The organism is Nonomuraea sp. NPDC050786 (assembly GCF_040654115.1).
In the GTDB taxonomy this organism is placed as follows: domain Bacteria; phylum Actinomycetota; class Actinomycetes; order Streptosporangiales; family Streptosporangiaceae; genus Nonomuraea.
On the sequence record NZ_JBFAHJ010000011.1, the window covers coordinates 136,604 to 153,205 of the forward strand.

14 protein-coding genes are annotated in these 16,602 nt (G+C 68.1%); 8 read left to right on the forward strand and 6 right to left on the reverse strand.

Features of this window, described 5'->3' with window-relative positions:
- Positions 1 to 89 precede the first annotated feature (89 nt).
- Entirely contained in the window at positions 90 to 1,820 is a 1,731-nt protein-coding gene (locus AB0H84_RS21930) for a tachylectin-related carbohydrate-binding protein (protein ID WP_357606900.1), read from the forward strand.
- Positions 1,821 to 1,839: 19 nt separating this feature from the next.
- On the opposite strand, the gene AB0H84_RS21935 is transcribed toward AB0H84_RS21930, so the two are convergent.
- From AB0H84_RS21935 to AB0H84_RS21955, 5 genes are read right to left on the reverse strand one after another with little or no spacing between them, the layout of a single operon-like run.
- Positions 1,840 to 2,511: a zf-HC2 domain-containing protein gene (locus tag AB0H84_RS21935; protein ID WP_357606902.1), complete on the reverse strand. Its 672-nt coding sequence runs from the start codon at positions 2,509 to 2,511 to the stop codon at positions 1,840 to 1,842.
- Positions 2,511 to 3,020 (reverse strand): sigma-70 family RNA polymerase sigma factor, encoded by a 510-nt coding sequence (locus AB0H84_RS21940; RefSeq protein ID WP_357606905.1) that lies wholly within the window; start codon positions 3,018 to 3,020, stop codon positions 2,511 to 2,513. Before AB0H84_RS21940 ends, AB0H84_RS21935 begins: the two co-directional genes overlap by 1 nt.
- Before the next feature lie 24 nt (positions 3,021 to 3,044).
- On the reverse strand, positions 3,045 to 3,821 hold the full coding sequence (locus tag AB0H84_RS21945) for an enoyl-CoA hydratase-related protein (RefSeq protein WP_357606908.1): 777 nt from the start codon (positions 3,819 to 3,821) through the stop codon (positions 3,045 to 3,047).
- A gap of 32 nt (positions 3,822 to 3,853) precedes the next feature.
- Positions 3,854 to 5,134 (reverse strand): hypothetical protein, encoded by a 1,281-nt coding sequence (locus AB0H84_RS21950; protein WP_357606911.1) that lies wholly within the window; start codon positions 5,132 to 5,134, stop codon positions 3,854 to 3,856.
- On the reverse strand, positions 5,131 to 6,702 hold the full coding sequence (locus AB0H84_RS21955; RefSeq protein WP_357606914.1) for an amino acid adenylation domain-containing protein: 1,572 nt from the start codon (positions 6,700 to 6,702) through the stop codon (positions 5,131 to 5,133). The genes AB0H84_RS21950 and AB0H84_RS21955 overlap by 4 nt, the downstream gene beginning before the upstream one ends.
- A gap of 244 nt (positions 6,703 to 6,946) precedes the next feature.
- On the opposite strand from AB0H84_RS21955, the gene AB0H84_RS21960 reads away from it, so the two are divergent.
- The gene (locus AB0H84_RS21960) at positions 6,947 to 7,270 is read left to right on the forward strand and encodes a hypothetical protein (protein ID WP_357606916.1); all 324 of its coding nucleotides are present in this window, start codon (positions 6,947 to 6,949) and stop codon (positions 7,268 to 7,270) included.
- 823 nt (positions 7,271 to 8,093) lie between these two features.
- On the forward strand, positions 8,094 to 9,743 hold the full coding sequence (locus tag AB0H84_RS21965) for a hypothetical protein (RefSeq protein ID WP_357606918.1): 1,650 nt from the start codon (positions 8,094 to 8,096) through the stop codon (positions 9,741 to 9,743).
- Between the two features lie 359 nt (positions 9,744 to 10,102).
- On the opposite strand, the gene AB0H84_RS21970 is transcribed toward AB0H84_RS21965, so the two are convergent.
- Positions 10,103 to 10,621 carry a hypothetical protein gene (locus AB0H84_RS21970; protein WP_357606921.1) on the reverse strand — a complete coding sequence of 173 codons (519 nt, stop codon included), beginning with the start codon at positions 10,619 to 10,621 and terminating at the stop codon, positions 10,103 to 10,105.
- A 224-nt stretch (positions 10,622 to 10,845) separates the two neighbouring features.
- On the opposite strand from AB0H84_RS21970, the gene AB0H84_RS21975 reads away from it, so the two are divergent.
- The 5 genes from AB0H84_RS21975 to AB0H84_RS21995 all read left to right on the forward strand — a co-directional run bounded on the left by AB0H84_RS21975 (position 10,846) and on the right by AB0H84_RS21995 (position 16,597).
- Positions 10,846 to 11,352, forward strand: a complete 507-nt coding sequence (locus AB0H84_RS21975; protein WP_357606924.1) for a hypothetical protein — start codon at positions 10,846 to 10,848, stop codon at positions 11,350 to 11,352.
- An 8-nt stretch (positions 11,353 to 11,360) separates the two neighbouring features.
- Entirely contained in the window at positions 11,361 to 12,356 is a 996-nt protein-coding gene (locus AB0H84_RS21980) for a LacI family DNA-binding transcriptional regulator (RefSeq protein WP_357606927.1), read from the forward strand.
- 143 nt (positions 12,357 to 12,499) lie between these two features.
- Positions 12,500 to 14,815: a glycoside hydrolase family 2 TIM barrel-domain containing protein gene (locus AB0H84_RS21985; protein ID WP_357606929.1), complete on the forward strand. Its 2,316-nt coding sequence runs from the start codon at positions 12,500 to 12,502 to the stop codon at positions 14,813 to 14,815.
- A complete protein-coding gene (locus AB0H84_RS21990; RefSeq protein WP_357606932.1) occupies positions 14,805 to 15,716 on the forward strand; it encodes an ABC transporter permease subunit in 912 nt (303 codons plus the stop codon). The genes AB0H84_RS21985 and AB0H84_RS21990 overlap by 11 nt, the downstream gene beginning before the upstream one ends.
- Positions 15,717 to 15,718: 2 nt before the next feature.
- Positions 15,719 to 16,597: a carbohydrate ABC transporter permease gene (locus AB0H84_RS21995; protein WP_357606935.1), complete on the forward strand. Its 879-nt coding sequence runs from the start codon at positions 15,719 to 15,721 to the stop codon at positions 16,595 to 16,597.
- The last annotated feature ends 5 nt before the right edge of the window (positions 16,598 to 16,602 follow it).

Genomic DNA, 16,602 nt, shown 5'->3' on the forward strand with positions numbered 1-16,602 from the left:
TCCATGAGATCATTTTTCCTACGATCAGGCCCGCGGCGTCGACGGGGGCGCGATCCGTCTCGGCGTGAGATCGAAAGAAGGTCGTGGACATGCTCCGTACGCAACTGGCCCTCCTGACCGCCGGAATCGTCGGAGCCTCCCTTCTCTCCGCAGCCGATCCGCGCCCGGCTCTGGCCGCCTCCGCCCTGACCTGCTCGGCGGTCGTACCGGTGTACGGCATCGATGCTGAGGGAAAACTGCGCTGGTACGGCCACCGCGCCGGCGCCTCCGGCGAGGATTCCTGGGCCGCCGACAGCGGCAAGGAGATCGGCTACGGCTGGAACACGCTGGCCAAGGTGTTCTCCGGCGGCAACGGCGTGATCTACGCGGTCGACGGCGACGGAGACCTGAAATGGTACCGACACCTGGATCCGGCGACCGGAGAGCGCGGCTGGGCTCCCGGCGAGCGCACGGTCATCGGCCACGGCTGGGGCGACTTCGTGGACATCGTGTCGGCCGGCGCCGGGGTCATCTACGCCCTCGACAAGGCCGGAGACCTGCACTGGTACCGCCACCTTTCGCCGACAACCGGCGCGGCCCAGTGGGCGCCGGGAAGCGGCAAGGTCATCCGCTCGGGCTGGACGTCGATCACCACCCTGATGACCGGCCGCGACGGCACGCTGTACGGCGTGAACACCAAGGGACACGTCCGCTGGTACGACCACACCGACCCGGTCGCAGGCGGCACCGCCTTCGGCCCGGGCACGGGACTGGTCACCGGCGAGGGCTGGGAGGCTCGCCGCAGCCCGTCCGGCGCCGGGGCAGGAGTCATCTACGCGCTCGACGCGTCCGGCCGGATGTGGTGGCACCACCATGCCGATCCCCTGGCCGGGGCACCGGTCTGGCAGGACCGCCGCCCGCTGAAAGAAGGATTCGCCTCCTTCACCACCCTGTTCGCCGACGCCACCGCCTGCTCGCCGGGCCAGTCCTTCACTGGTTACACCTCCGGCAAATCCGGCCAGAGCCTCTACTACAGCCAAGGCCGGGTCGGCGCTGTCCTCACAGAAGGCGCCCGAACCGCCGTCACCTACGGCCCGCAACGCAAGTTCGCCGAGCCGACCACCGAGGCGACCGTCTCGACCCGGGCCTGGGTCCGCCTGCTACCCGGCCCGTGGTCACCCTCGGCGCCATGGGCGGCCTCATGGCCGGCGGAGAACATCGCCAGGACCGACGAGGATCTGCTGGACATCGCCACGCAGTACCTCGCGGACGCCCCTGCCAAGGTCCGCGACGGCCTGCGCTACGCAGGCGACGCCCACTACGGTCCCTTGCTCCCGGACGGCACCCGGGAAGAGGGCTCAGACTTCAACGACTACCTCGGCCTCGCATGGACCTACGACGACAGGATCGATCCCCCGGAAGCCCGGCAGAAGGAATCGCTGGACTGTTCCGGTTTCGTCAGAATGGTCCTTGGCTACCGCGGGGGCTACCCCCTGGGCATCGGCGGCACGCTGAGCAAGTCCGCCCTTCCCCGCCGAGCCGTACAAATGGCCGACGAGAACGCCCCAGGGGTCACTGTGATCGACGGTGGCACGGCCAAACCCACCTCCTACGCGGATCTGCAGACGGGCGACCTGCTGTTCTGGGATGCCAGCACGGACGACGGCACAGCCCTCGACCACGTCGGCATTTATCTGGGAATCGACTCCACCGGCAAACACCGCTTCATGTCCAGCCGCAAAACGGTCGACGGTCCTACGCTGGGCGACGAGGGCGGCCCCTCAACCCTCGACAGCGCCACGCTCTACGACCGCTCCTGGCGCAAGGCCAAACGCGCCTGATTCCGCGCGGTGTCGGCTGCTACAGGTGCCTGTCGAGCAGGATGCGCCCGTCCTTGGTCAGCCGGACGTCGATGCTCCTGATCTGCTTCTTGGTCAGCCCGGTCGTGCCGACGGGCATGGTCGTCGTGTCGGGCGACGCCATCCAGGTGGCCAGCCTGGTGCTGCTGCCCAGGAGGTCGGTGACGTACATGGCGTACTCGAACGTCTTGGGCGGGGCCGGGTGGGCGGGCGCGGCGTAACGGCAGGTCACCTCCACTCGGGTGCCCCAGGGTTCCTGGATGACGCGCACCTCGGCGGTGACAGGGCTGGGGATCGTCTGCAGCATCGGCAGGGCGGCCTCCTGCCGCTCGGGCAGGAGCGGGGAGGCCATCACCCCGGCAAGAGCCGCCGCGATGGCGAGCGCGCCGGCACGTATCCGGCCCCACCGCCGGGCCCGCCGGCTGGCGGCCATCAGCTCGGGCAGCAGACTCGCCGACACCTCGGCAGGCGAGGGGTCGGCGTGCGGCGGCTGCAGGGCGCGATCCGCGGGGACGGCCGAGAGGATGCCGGGTATGCCGGCGAGCGAGGCGACCGCCTTCGAGCAGGCGGCGCATCCGCTCAGGTGCTCTTCGTACTCGAGTCGTTCGCGGGGTGACAGGGCCCCGAAGATGTACGCCGCGTCCCATTCGGCGTACGGATCCGTTGAGGACATCAATGGGTGGTAACCCCCCTTTCCTGCAGCGCGAGTCGCAGGGCCCTGAGAGCGTAGTGCAGTCTCGACTTCACCGTGCCAGGCGGCAGGTCGAGCTTGTCGGCGAGTTCGGCGACGGATTCGCCGCCATAATAGGTGCGCACGATGACAGTTCTGTGGTTCTCCGACAGCTGCGCGAGGGCGTCGGTGACCAGCCAGGCGTCAAGTGTGGCGTCTACCTGGTCGGCGCTGGACGTTTCGGGGAGCCGGTCGGTGCCGACCTCTCGGCGTACCTGAGCGCTGCGGCTATGGTCGATCACCATGTTCCTGGCCACGGTGTACAGCCAGGCGCGCGACGCCGTCTCACCCTTGTGGAAGACCTCCGGACTCTTCCAGGCTCGTAGCAGCGTCTCCTGGACGACGTCATGGGCGAGCTGGTTGTCGCCGGTCAGGCGGACGACGAAGCGCCACAGCGCGGGCGCGTGCTCGTCGTGCAGCGCCCGCAGGAGTGCCGCATGCGCGTCGGTCATGTCCACACCTATGTGAGTAGGGGGTTACTTTCCCGGGAAAACGGGCCTCCGCTTGGCCAGGAAGGCTTGCGTGCCCTCGCGCATGTCCTCACTGGTGAACGTGCGGCGGAAGGCGTGCGCCTCGATGTCGAGTGCGGCGCCGATCTCCCGGCCGCGCGCGTCGTTGACGGCCTCCTTGCACAACGCCACGGCGATCGGCGAGTTCTCTGAGACCAGCGCTAACGACTCGTACGCCGCCTTCAGCATCTCCTCCCTGGTCACGAACACTCGGTTGACCAGGCCGATCCGCAGGGCCTCCCCGGCGTCGACGTTGCGGCCCGTGTAGATCATCTCCCTGGCCCGGCCGGGGCCGACGTGACGTTGCAGTCGTACGCATCCGCCGAAGGCGGGGATCAGCCCGAGCCGTACCTCCGGCTGGCCGAATACGGCGTCCGCCGTCGCGTAGATGTAGTCGCAGGCCATGGCCAGCTCACACCCGCCCCCGAGCGCGTACCCATTCACGCAGGCGATCACCGGGAACGGCGCCGCCTCGATCAGCCGGGTGACCTCCTGGCCCAGCCTGCCGAATTCCTCGCCCTCCTCCGGCGTCATCGCCGCCATCTCCCGGATGTCGGCACCGGCGACGAAGGCGCGCTCTCCCGAACCGGTGAGGATCATCCCGCGGAAGCCGGTCAGGCCGGTGAGGAAGCGCCGCAGCTCGGTGAGGGTCTGCCGGGACAGGGCATTGAGCACGCTGGGCCTGTCAATGGCGAGCGTCACGATCTCATCGTTGTCGTCGACCGTCAGTGTTCGGAAAGTCATGGATCGTCCTCCGGAGATCAGGCGCTGTCAGGTCAGGAATCCCAGATCGCTCCGTACGCGGGGACACCCCGCATCTCAAGTTGTTCGACGAGGTGCCACGTGGTCTTCTTGTTGGAGATGCAGATGATCGCCTCGGCGTCGAACTCCACATACGCCCGGTAGGCCAGGGCCAGAAGGTCGGGCTTGCCGCCGGCATCGGTGTCCCAGACGACCGCGTCCGGCTGCACGGCGAGGATCTCCTCCACCAGTTCGTCGCCGTATGTCGTGCGGGGGTGCCGTGTCGACCAGACCAGCCGTGACGGCGTCTCGCGGGACAGCAGGTGCGGCAGGCACGGGCCGATACCGCTGCCCGTGGCCACCCAGACGACGCGCGCGAACAGCTTGTCGATGTTGCCGACGCCGGCCGTCGGTATGCCCTTGACCCACAGGTGAGAGGGACCGTCGTCGATCAGTGACCCCGTCCAGTCGCCGGCCCGCGAGACGGTGAGCCGGAAGCCGCTCCTGCCAGGAGCGGGCACATTGGCGAAGGAGTGCCACTCAAGCAGCGGGTTACGGCTCACGGTGGTGGACGAGCCCGCGAACGGCGTGACGCCGTAGTCGAACCCGAGCAGGGCCACGTGCGACGACGGCCTGGAGATCCGGACAGGCACGCGCCGCAGGCGCAGCCACGGCAGCGCGACGCTGAAGGTGATGGCCGTGAGCGCCCAGAACGTCACCTGGTGGGCCGCAGTCAGCAGCGCATACGCCCAGAACAGGGCGAGCACCGTCCAGCCACCGAACCGGTGCACGACCTCGAACACGTTGTGCAGCCGCGCCCGCAACGAGGGCAGCGCGAAGATCACCATCGCGACCAGCAGCGCGAGAATCGCGTACGCGAGCGTGAGCAGTCCCGCGGAGACCTCGGCAGGGCGCACGGTCATCACCCCGGTGAGGAAGGCGAACCACAGGGTGGCCGCGACCGCCCCACCGACGTGTAGTCCACCGAAGTGGTAGACCTTGCCCAGAATGCGCCGGACGGCCAGCGGCCAGCGGACGGGGGCATGGGTGGCCGCGTGAAAGAGCAGGTTGATGACGTACTGCTGGCGGATCAGCACGGCCAGGGTGACATTGGCGACCACCAGGAGAGACAGGGTGCTGGGGTCGGTCCACCAGCCGGCGATGATCGCGTGGACGAGGAATCCCGTGTTGACGGCCAGCACGACGGCTACGAGCCGGTTGTAGTGCATGTAGCGCCGGCCACTGCCCAGGCTCCTGATCGCCGAGCGCGGCGGAGGCAGTTCGAACGCATCCGACAGGGAGCGCGCGACCGTCATGCGACCACGTCAATCAGCGGGTCGATCAGGGGGTCGATCAGGTCGAGCAGGGCGTTCTTATCGACCTTGCCGCGGTCGGTCATCGGCAGCTCGTCCACGGCCACGACGCGGGAGGGCACGCAATAGTACGGCAGCGACTGCTCGACGGCCTTCCTCGCCGCCTCGACGTCCACGCTCGCCGGGCTGACGAAGCCGATCAGCTCGCCCTCCCGCAGGACTGTGGTGGCGCGGGCGCAGCCCGCGGTCAGCTCCAGTGCGCCGGTGACCGCGTCCAGCTCGACCCGGAAGCCTCTGACTTTCACCTGGTCGTCGGTGCGGCCGTGGTGTTCCAGCTCGCCGTCCGGCGTCCAGCGGCCCAGGTCGCGAGTGCGGAACATCAGGTGGCCGTCGCCACGGAAGGGATCGGGCCGGTACCGCTGCATGGTCAGAGCGTCGTTCCCGAGATAGCCCGCGGTCACGCAAGCGCCGCCCGCCCACATCTCGCCGATCTCGCCGATCGGGCATGGCCTGCCGTTCTGGTCGAGGATGTAGACCGTGGTGTTGGGCAGTGGTCTGCCGATGGTCAGGACGCGGCGCCGCGGATCGTAGCGCTGCATGGTGTTGACGATGGTGACCTCGGTGGGTCCGCACGCGTTGTGGAAAGCGCTGAAGCGAGACCAGGTGTCCGCCAGATGCCGGGGGCAGCGCTCGCCCGCGACCGCGACCACCTTGACGTTGCGGCACCGAGAGGCGTCCAGGGAGCCCAGGACTCCCGGGGTGGCGATGACGACATCGACGTCGCGCACGGTCTCCTCGATGTCGTCGCCGCGGATGACGAGCGTGGCGCCGTGCGACAGGGCTCCAAGGATCTCCCAGACCGCCATGTCGAAGGCGATGTTGAGGATCTGGGCCACTCTGGTGCCAGGGCCGATTCCCAGGGAACCCGGCTCGTTCAGCAGGATGTTGCACAGGTTGGAGTGGGTCACGTTGACACCGTTGGGATGGCCGGTCGTCCCAGAGGTGAAGATGACCACCGCCACCTCGCCCGACCCGCCCGGGACTGGCGAGGACCACTCACCCGAGCGTGGCACCTCATCCACCGCGAGGAGCTCGTCCACCGCGATGACCTTGTGACGATCGCCGGCGGGGATCCTCGGCGCCGAATAAGAGGAGGTCAGGATCACCTTGACGGAGGCCGTGTCGACAATGTGGCGCAGGTGGGCGGCCGGGGTGATCCGGATATCCTGCGGCACGTAAGCAGCGCCTACCTTCAAGATCGCGAGGATGCCCACGACCATCGGGATCGACCGTGTCATGAACAGGCCGACGCGGTCGCCGGGACGCACTCCACGGTGGGCCAGTGACGCGGCGAGGCGGTCGGCGTGGCGGTCGAGTTCCAGGTAGGTCATGCTCTCGCCGAGATGAGTGACTGCGGTCGCGGTCGGCGCGGCCTTGGCGTGGGCCTCGAAGGCATGGTGAATGCGGTCGAACGCCGGGGCGGCCTCCGGGCCGGCGCCGAAACTCTGGAACAGGATGCGATCCGCAGAAGGAAGATCGACGAGAGCAGAGCAATTCAGACGCAGTGTCACTGGAAGTCTCCCGCTGAGTCGACGTGAGCTTGCTGTCCGCGTATGGCTGATCTTCGAAACGATGTAGCCGCCGACCCGGTTCAACGATGGGGCGAACTTCTCGGAATCGATTCGCCCTGGCCCCGGCGGGGTCTCGGTAACCCCCGGCGCCTGCCGGGGTGTCACACCGCTTTCACGCGGGGCTCGCCGACCAGAACGTCCGGTGAAGCACTACGGACCTCGTAGACCCTCTCTCCACCAACGGATGGGCAACCAGAGAAGAGGGGGAAATGGCAGCGGCAAGCAGGGGAAGCACTCCGATGGCCGCAAGGCCGAGGCGGTAGAGTGGCTGATCATTTCGGGCCGGCCGGCGGCACAGATCACGCGAGAGCTCGGGGTCGATGAATACACACTGTGCAATTGCCTGAACATGGCGAAGAAGCGGGGCCAGGTCGAGAACGCGGAGAAGCCGCTCACCGCTGAGGAGCGCGCGCAGCCGAAGGAGCTTCGCGAGGAGAACCGACGGCTGAAGATGGAGCGGGAGATCCCAGAAAAAGCCGCGGTGTGGTTCGCGAAGGAAAGCCTGTGAAGTTCGCCTTCATCCAGAGTCTGGAGGAAGGCGAACGCCGCTGACCACGCGCTGAGCAAATCCCGATTTCGCTGATCTGTAAGGTCTTGGAGGTGGCTCGGTCGGGTTTATTACGCCACCCCGCAGTGCGAGTGCGGGTCCTCCTCGCCTTAGCACTCCAGTGACACTTCGGCATCTTGAGGGGTCGAGCCCCGCCGGGCCGCGACCGCGTACGTGCGCGGTCTGCTGGCCGACCTCGACCGTAAGAAACTGCTGGACCCTGGCCGAGCATGCCGGGCTGGCCGGGCCGCAGCGGTTGCTGCGTACCGCCCGTGTCGTGGAACCTGTGGCCGTCCGGACCCACCCGCCGCTCGCCGGGGCCGAATGCCTGGTGCCCCCTGAACCGCCGGCCGTCCGCCGTCCTGACGCTCACCCGCCCATCCTCGGACACCTCCTCCAGCAGCCCGGCCCGCCCCTCCACGCGGAACCACCGGGTGCCGCAGGCAGGCCCGCCACCAGGGGTGGGGCCACACCCGGCGAGGAGCCCGGCAGGCACCGGCAGCCCGTTCAGCATCCATGACTCCACGGTGGCGCGGCACTCCTTTTCGTGCCCGTCCAGGTGCTCAAGCAGCGCCGCGAACTGCTCACCGACCGGACTGGACCGCACAGCCCTGGGCACGGACGCCAGCAGCTGGCCGCCGGTCTTCCTGCAGCCAGGGTCATCCCGTCCAGCGCCGGATGGTGCTTGATCACGGTTTGGTGTCGCGCGACCGAATGATCTTGACGTGGGAGCACCCATGAGACGTTATTAGAACATATGTTCCCATCCTGGCAGGAGGCTCTCGTGTCCCCATCCCTGGTTCGCCGATTAGCCGCTTACTGCGGCGCCGCCGGCCTGATCACCGGCCTGCTCACCGTCACGGCCCCCGCCGCCTCGGCGGCCGGCACCACCACCGACCTCGGGGCCACCGACTCCTACACCGCCGACCTGGCCGTCGGCGGCGGCCGGGTGTTCGTTCCCGCCGGCGACCGCATCATCGTGGCCGGCACTGACGGAAACCTCACCGGCGGTGTCGTCACCGGCCTGCCCGGCGTCCAAGAGCTGGCCGTGAACGCGGACGGCACCCGCCTGTACGCGGCTCTCGCCGGCTCGAACGAGGTCGCCGAGATCGACACCGCGAGCCTCGCCGTCACCCGCCGGATCGACCTGTCGGCCCACCCCTGCCCGTCCACCCTGGCGTTGCTGGGCGAGCGGTTGTGGGTGGGGCACGGATGCGACAACGGCCCCGGCGGCGTCGTCGGCCTGGATCTCAGCGCGAGCGCCCCGGCGCCCGTGGCGGTCGGGGGCGAGCACCTGCGGCCTCCCGTGCTTGCGGCCGCCGGCGACACGCTCGTGGTCGGCCAGACCGTCCTGCACCACGCCGACATACTGGTCTACGACCTCGGCGACGGCGCCCCCGCGCTGCGCGGCACGATCGACGGCGAGGAGTGGCGCATCGACTCCCTGCGCGACCTCACCCTGAGCTCCGACGGCGGCACCCTGTTCAGCGCGGCCGACGCCCCCGGTCACTTCACCAGGTACGACACCAGGACCCTGGCGGCGACCGGCACCTACGGCGACGGCTGGGACGGGTACCCGTCCGCCGTGGCGCTCAGCTCGGACGGCGCGTACGTCGCGGCCGGACGCCAGTGGGGCAGCACCGACCTCACCCTCTACGACGCGGCGACGGGCGCGGAGCTGTTCGCGGCCGACCAGCCGGACGCCGAACTGCTCCCGGACGGCGTCGCGTTCTCCGGCACGGACGTCTTCGCACTGCTGCGCAGCTCCACGGACCGGCTGCTGCTGTGGCGGGTGACGGGCGTCGCGCTACCGGCCACCAAGCTCACGGTGACGGCCCCCGCGGACGCGTACGCCGGCTCGCCGATCACCGTCGAGGGGCGGCTCACCCGCGCCGATGGCGAGGCGCTCGGGCTCAAGCCGCTCACGGTGATCCAGTACCTGCCCGGCTGGACGAAAGTGCCGATCACCGGCGTGACGACGCGGCAGGACGGCACGTTCACCTTCCAGGACACGCCCGTCTTCGAGCTGCCGCCGTACATCGGCGAGGTGATCTACTGGGTGTTCTGGGACGGCGACGACGGCCACCGCCGCAGCAGCGCCTCCGTCACCGTGACGGTCAAGCGCGAAGCCACGCTCACCCTGACAGGGCCGCAGTCCGGCGTCGCCGGCACGGCCGTGGAGCTGAGCGGCGTCCTGACGGCGGGCGACAGGCCGCCCTCTCCGGGGTCCACGCTCACCGTGCAGCGCACCCTGTACGTCAAGGGCACCAGCGGTAAGACCGTCAAGCTCCCGCCGGTGACGGTGAACGCCGACGGCACGTACACGTTCACCGACACGCCCGCCAACGCCGGCAGGTACAGCTACCTCGCGAGCTATGCGGGGGACGGCGGGACCGGACCGGCCCAGGCCACCCATCAGATCATCGTCAAGTGACCCGACGACCGGTGCCCGGCCGCCGGGCCGGGCACCTCGGCCGGGATCCGGTGGTGACTCACCAGGCCCCGCCGAGTCAAGATCCCGAAGTGTCGACGGTCCCGAGCAGCGACTCAACCCAGCACAGAACGAGCATCAGGCGAGCGCTGACGGGCGGCGAGTTGCAGCGCGCCGGGCAGGATGGCCGCTGACTCCTCGTCGATGTCGAATCCAGCTGGGGTGAGCGGCGGCTGTCCGGGGTGCAGGTCGTGGTCGATGGGACCCGAGCAAACACCTCCGCCGAGTTCGCCGCTCTCTGCCGGCAGCCGGGCTACGCCTACGCTTGCCACCCCCGCGCATCTGCACTGGCAGGCCGCGATTCAGACGCCGATCTGCAGCGTTCCGAGGCCGAAGAGCCGGGAAACGCCGGTGCTGGAGCAAGCGGTGGGGTCGGGTGCGGGCACGGTGATGACCTCTTTGGCGTTGTTGCCGCCGAAGACCCCGCCTGGGCGGATCGACCCGACGGCAAGATAGACGATGTTGCCGTTGACGCGTGTGGAGTTCCAGTTGTAGGAGAAGAGGCTGGACCCGCCGGAGGTCCATACGAAGGTGCGAGTCGCGCTTCCCGGATAGAACAGACTCGTGCACGTCGCTCCCGGCACTGTGCCGCTCTCGCTGTAAGTGCCGGAGGGGTAGGCCCTGCTGGAGCAGTCGCTGAGCTGACCCGTGGCGGTGTAGTTGAGGGTTTGCGGCGTGTTCGTCAGGGGCGGGTCCCAGGTCAGCACCACATTGTCGGCGCATATCTGATCGAGAAGAACGGCATGTGCGGCGTGCGGCAGCGCCATCAGGAAACCAGCGACGAGGACCGGGACAGCGACGAGCAGCGAGAACCTCTTCATGCCATCCCCTTCGCGAGTGGGACGGGGTGAACGTCCAGTAACGTCACGGAGTTGACCACATCCGCAGTGTGCCCTTCCCGGACTATTCCGCCAAGGGAATCTCAACAAGGAAATCATCGCCCCCAAGGCAGGCAACCAGCACTTTCCTGGTCATAACCACCGCTACCTCCGGCTCTACACCAACCCACCCGACGACATCGCCGGCGGCTACGTCGCAGACCCTGGTGGGCAGTTCCGCCGGCGAGCCGGCTCTCGGGGCGGCCATCACCACGGGCGGTCCCGTCCCCGGAGCGCGCAACGTCGTCGACCTGCGCACCTCGGCTGCGGGCTTCGCCGACCACACGGGCATCGCCCTGGTCGACGCCAGCCGTACCATCGGAGATGTGATCGCCCCGAGCGGGCGGCCCGCGACCCTGCCCTTCCACTCCGCGGACCTGCCCTTCCGCTCCGCGGACCCGTCCGGCGCGGCCGAGACCGAGGTCGCCGGTGAGGGGCGCGTGGCCTTCGCGGCGGGCGATCGGCTGCTCGCCGAGATCGCGATGCCCGACACCCGGGGCGCTACGCGTGGACGACCGTCGCCGCGGATCTGGACGCGGCACTGGAAGGCGTTCACGACCTGCGGATCAGCCTGCGCGGGGACGCCAGGCTCGCCGCGTTCCACTTCGGCTCCTGAATTTCGCCTCAGCCGTAAGACCGGCTCGTCACTACGATCAGCCTCAGAGCGGACCTGAGGACGGCGATGACGAAGCGTGTGACGATCAATGATGTGGCCCAGGCTGCTGGGGTTTCCCGGCAGACCGTGAGCCGCGCGATCAACGGAATGGGAGAGATCAACGAGCAGACGAAACAGCGTGTCCTAGACGCGTGCGAGCGCCTCGGCTACCGGCCCAGCCGATTCGCCCGCAATCTCGTCGCCAGGAAGAAGACCCGCGCGATCGGCTATCTGGTCGCGTCGTTCCGCAACCCGTACTACACCGAGATCGCCGGGGACCTGCTCAACGCAGCCGCGGCTCGGGGCTGGCACGTGCTGATGGCCTCGACGGAGACGGAGGAGGAGTCGGCGGCCATGGAGATGCTGGCGGGAGAGGTGGACTTGTTCATGGGCCACTTCTTCCTGCCGGACGACGACCTCGCGCAGGTCTGCCGGGGAGTTCCGCTGGTCATGGTGGATCGCCTGATGGACCGGCCCGGCATGCACTCGGTGGAGATCGATCTGCGTGAGGGTGTACGGCAGGCGATCGAGGCGCTGCGAGCCAGGGGCGTACGGCACCTCGGGATGATCGATTCCGACTTCTCCCTGCGGGACTCGCCGACCTACCGTCCCTCGCTCCGACGGGAGTGGTTCGAGGAGTTGGCGGGCGCCGAGTCGGCACGAATGATCACGGTCGGGGGGGAGTCGCTGGCCGGTGGTGGGAAGGCCTTCGCCGAGCTCATGGCAGCCCATCCGGAGGTGGATGCCGTGCTTGTCTACAACGACCTCATGGCCATCGGCGCCGTGCAGGCCTCGCACGCGCTGGGCATCGAGGTGCCCGGGCGGGTCAGGATCTGCGGGATAGACGGGCTGAGCCTGGGCGAGGCGGTGCACCCACGCCTGACGACGTTGTCGATGGGGCGTGAGGGCGTGGTGAACGCCGCGCTGGACATCGCCGAAGAGCTCGCCGCGGCCGACTTCGCCCCGCTTCCGCCCATGCGACGGTTTGTCAACCCGTGTCTGATCTGGCGCGAATCCGCCTGACGAAGTTCCCCATTGACATGGAGCCACCCCGCTCCGTAGCGTGACGTTTCCAACAGATGTCGTGAGCGTTCACGGCCGTGACGTGAACGTTCACGATCCCTTCTCTCCGAGAGCGCGCCATCGTGCCTTCCACCTACAAAAGCTTGATCAACCGGTCATGGAAGTTCACCTACGGAGACCCGTCCGGCGCCACCGAGCCCGGCTATGACGACAGCGACTGGTACGACGTCGGCCTGCCGCACTCCTTCGGCCAGCCGTACTTCATGGAAGCCGGCTTTTATGTGGGTCGTGGCGTCTACCGGCGGGACTTCGTCGTCGAGCACCCGGACAAGCGCGTCGCCCTGGAGTTCCAGGGCGTGTTCCAGGACGCCGAGGTCTACGTCAACGGCCATCACGTCGGCCGGCATCTGGGCGGCTACACCGCTTTCGAGATGGACGTCTCCAAGGCGGTCCGGCCCGGGATCAACCAGCTCACCGTACGGGTGAGCAACGAGTGGAACCCGCGCCTGGCGCCGCGGGCGGGAGAGCACGTCTTCAACGGCGGGATCTATCGCGACGTGTCGCTGATCGTCAGCGAGAAGGTCCGCTTCGCCTGGTACGGCACGGCGGTCACCACCGACGGCAACCGCGTCGAGATCGCCACCGAACTCGTCAACGACGGGGACACCCCCTTCGAGGGGCAGCTCGACGCCGTGGTGAGCCTGGACGGCGTCGAGCTAGCGAATGTTAGCGCTCACATCAGCCTGGAAGCGGGCGAGACCACGACCCACCTGACGCAGCTGCTGCTCGACGAAGTCCGGCAGTGGCACCCTGCCACCCCGGTCCTCTACCAGCTCGACCAGCGCCTGAGCAACGGTGAGCAGGCGAGTACGGCCTTCGGGTTCAGGACCGTCGAGTTCACCACCGACGGCGGCTTCTTCCTCAACGGCGAGCACTACCTCATCAACGGCGCCAACGTCCACCAGGACCACGCCGGCTGGAGCGACGCGGTCAGCCACGCCGGCATCCGCCGCGACGTCGCGGCGATCAAGGAGTGCGGCATGAACTTCATCCGCGGCTCCCACTACCCGCACCACGAGCAGTTCGCCGCCGAATGCGACCGGCAGGGCCTGCTGTTCTGGTCGGAGCTGCACTTCTGGGGCGTGGGCGGCCACGACGCGGAGGGCTACTGGAACGCCAGCGCCTACCCACCGCACGAGGAGGACCGCGCCGAGTTCGAGGAGAGCTGCCTGCGCGCGCTGGCGGAGATGATCCGCGTCAACCGCAACCACCCCAGCATCATCGTATGGAGCGTCAGCAACGAGCCCTTCTTCACCGACGCCGAGGTGATGCCGGAGGCCAAGAAGCTCGTCACCCGCCTGGTGGACCTGGCCCACCAGCTCGACCCGACCAGGCCCGCCGCGGTCGGCGGCGCGCAGCGGGGCGGCTTCGACGAGCTTGGCGACCTGGCCGGCTACAACGGCGACGGCGCCGCACTCTTCCACCAGCCGCCCTGGCCCAGCCTGGTCTCGGAGTACGGCAGCACGATCGAGGACCGGCCGGGCGTCTACGGCCCGCGCTACACCGACGGCGTCGAGATCGAGCACGCCTGGCGGGCCGGGATCGCGCTGTGGTGCGCCTTCCACCACGGCAGCATCATCACCGACATGAGCCGGATGGGCTTCATCGACTACTTCCGCGTGCCGCTGCGCTCCTACTACTGGTACCGCAACAAGCTGCGCGGCATCGAGCCCCCCGTCTGGCCGAGCGAGGGCACCGCGCGAGCCGTACGGCTGAGCTCCGACGCCGAGATGATCGGCACGGACGGCACCGACGACGCCTACCTCCGGGTCGAACTCGTCGACGAGAGCGGCGCGATCATCTCCGACGAGCGCACGGTGACCATCGAGGTCTTAGAGGGCGGCGGCCTCTTCCCGACCGGCACCTCGATCGAACTGCCCGTCGTAGACGGGATCGGGGCGATCGAGTTCCGCTCCCACTATGCCGGGGTCAACGTCCTGCGCGCGAGCGCCGAGGGTCTGGAGCCCGCCACCCTCACGATCCTGGCGACCGGTGGCCCCGAGTGGACCGGTCAGCCGCGCAAACTGCCCTCTGGGCCGCCGAGCCGGCGCTACCGGCCCGGCAGCGAGCGGCTGCTGTCGGCCAACCGGCCGGTGTTCAGCAGCGGATCACCCGCTCATAACGTCACCGACTACAGCACCGAGCAGGGCTGGAGCGGCGAGTGGGTCCGCGTCGACCTGGAGGGTGCGTGGCTGCTGCGGCGGATCGAGGTCCGGTTCGGTGATGGGGCCGACCTACCCTTCGCCATCGAGATCGACGACGGCGCCCAGGTGGCGGCCGGTCTGACCGGAGCCGGCACGGCTCGCGCGGAGCTGGACGGTCTGGTCGCCCACGAGGTGTGGGTGCGCTTCCCCGCCGCGCCGGCGGAACTGATCGAGGTGAGGGTATATGGCCATTAGCACGCGCCTGCGCAGCGTTCGGCGGAACTGGCAGCTATACCTGCTCGTCGCGGTACCGGTGGCCTATTTCGCGATCTTCAAGTACATCCCGATGGCCAACGCGGTCATCGCCTTCAAGGACTACAGCGTCCTGGACGGCATCTGGGGCAGCGAGTGGGTGGGCTTCCGGCACTTCCGCGCCTTCTTCGACAACCCGGTCTTCTGGACGCTGGTCAGCAACACCTTCGTCCTGTCGGCCTACTTCCTCATCGCCAGCTTCCCGATCCCGATCATCCTGGCGCTGGCGCTCAACGAGATCCGGCGCGGATTCTTCCAGCGGACCGTGCAGATGGTCACCTACGCGCCGTACTTCATCTCGACGGTCGTGGTCGTCTCCATGACGATCCTCATCCTGTCGCCCAGTGTCGGGCTCGCCAATGACGCGCTGGGGCTGTTCGGCATCCCTTCGATCGATTTCCTCGGCAATCCCGACTACTTCCGGCACATCTACGTGTGGAGCGACATATGGCAGACCGCCGGTTACTCCGCCGTCGTCTACATGGCCGCGCTGGCCGGAGTCGATCCAGGGCTGTACGAAGCCGCCCGGGTGGACGGCGCCTCCCGCCTGCAGAAGATCATCCACGTTGACCTGCCGGGCATCATGCCGACCGCGGCCATCATCCTGATCCTCGGCGTCGGCAACATCATGGCGGTCGGCTTCGAGAAGGCGTTCCTGCTGCAGAACCCGCTGAACCTGAGCAAGTCGGAGATCATCGCCACCTACACCTACAAGACCGGCCTGCTCAACGCCGACTTCAGCCAGGCCACCGCGGTCGGCCTGTTCAACTCCGCCGTCAACCTCGTCCTGCTCATCGTCGTGAACAGGATCGCCAAGCGCGTCTCCGGATCGGGGCTCTGGTAACCATGGTCAGGGAATCGCGGACGGACCGGCTGTTCATGGTGGCCGTCTACGTGCTGCTCGCCACCTTCCTGGCGGTCGTGCTGCTGCCGCTGCTCTACATCCTGGCCAGTTCCCTCAGCGATCCGAACGCGGTCAGCTCCGGCCGGGTCACCTTCTGGCCGGTGGACTTCACCCTGCGCGGCTTCCAGGTGGCACTGTCCGATCGGCAGATCCTCGTCGGTTTCGGCAACTCGCTCTTCTACACGGCCGTGGGAACGTTCGTCAGCGTCAGCCTCACGCTCATGCTGGCCTATCCGCTGTCCCGCAGGGATTTCGTCGGAGGCGGGCTCCTCACCCGGCTGATCGTCTTCACGATGCTGTTCGGCGGCGGCCTCATCCCCACCTACCTGGTCGTCAAGTCTCTCGGCATGATCGACACGCGGTGGGCGCTGATCGTCCCCAACGCGATCGCCGTCTGGCAGGTGATCATCGCGCGCACCTACCTGCGCCACTCCATCCCTCGCGAGCTGTTCGAGGCCGCCGAGATCGACGGCGCGAGCCACTTCCGGGTTCTCTGGTCGATCGTGCTGCCCCTGGCCAAGCCCATGATCGCGGTGATCGCGCTGGTCTACGCGATCAGCCAGTGGAACTCCTACTTCGACGCCCTGCTCTATCTCAAGAGCGACAGCCTCTACCCGTTGCAGCTCGTGCTGCGCAACATCCTCATCCTCAACACCCAGAGCAACGGCATGGACGTCGCCACCGCCATGGAGCGCCAGCAACTCGCCGATCTGCTCAAATACTCGCTCATCGTGATCTCGACCGTACCCGTGCTCCTCATCTACCCCTTTGTCGCCCGGCACTTCACCAAGGGCCTCATGATCGGCTCCGTCAAGGGCTGACACAC

Bases quoted from the DNA above. Each gene is read 5' to 3' on its own strand.
- AB0H84_RS21930 (WP_357606900.1), top strand. From the start codon at position 90: ATGCTCCGTACGCAACTGGCCCTCCTGACCGCCGGAATCGTCGGAGCC.
- AB0H84_RS21935 (WP_357606902.1), bottom strand. From the start codon at position 2,511: ATGTCCTCAACGGATCCGTACGCCGAATGGGACGCGGCGTACATCTTC.
- AB0H84_RS21940 (WP_357606905.1), bottom strand. From the start codon at position 3,020: ATGACCGACGCGCATGCGGCACTCCTGCGGGCGCTGCACGACGAGCAC.
- AB0H84_RS21945 (WP_357606908.1), bottom strand. From the start codon at position 3,821: ATGACTTTCCGAACACTGACGGTCGACGACAACGATGAGATCGTGACG.
- AB0H84_RS21950 (WP_357606911.1), bottom strand. From the start codon at position 5,134: ATGACGGTCGCGCGCTCCCTGTCGGATGCGTTCGAACTGCCTCCGCCG.
- AB0H84_RS21960 (WP_357606916.1), top strand. From the start codon at position 6,947: ATGGGCAACCAGAGAAGAGGGGGAAATGGCAGCGGCAAGCAGGGGAAG.
- AB0H84_RS21970 (WP_357606921.1), bottom strand. From the start codon at position 10,621: ATGAAGAGGTTCTCGCTGCTCGTCGCTGTCCCGGTCCTCGTCGCTGGT.
- AB0H84_RS21980 (WP_357606927.1), top strand. From the start codon at position 11,361: ATGACGAAGCGTGTGACGATCAATGATGTGGCCCAGGCTGCTGGGGTT.
- AB0H84_RS21990 (WP_357606932.1), top strand. From the start codon at position 14,805: ATGGCCATTAGCACGCGCCTGCGCAGCGTTCGGCGGAACTGGCAGCTA.
- AB0H84_RS21995 (WP_357606935.1), top strand. From the start codon at position 15,719: ATGGTCAGGGAATCGCGGACGGACCGGCTGTTCATGGTGGCCGTCTAC.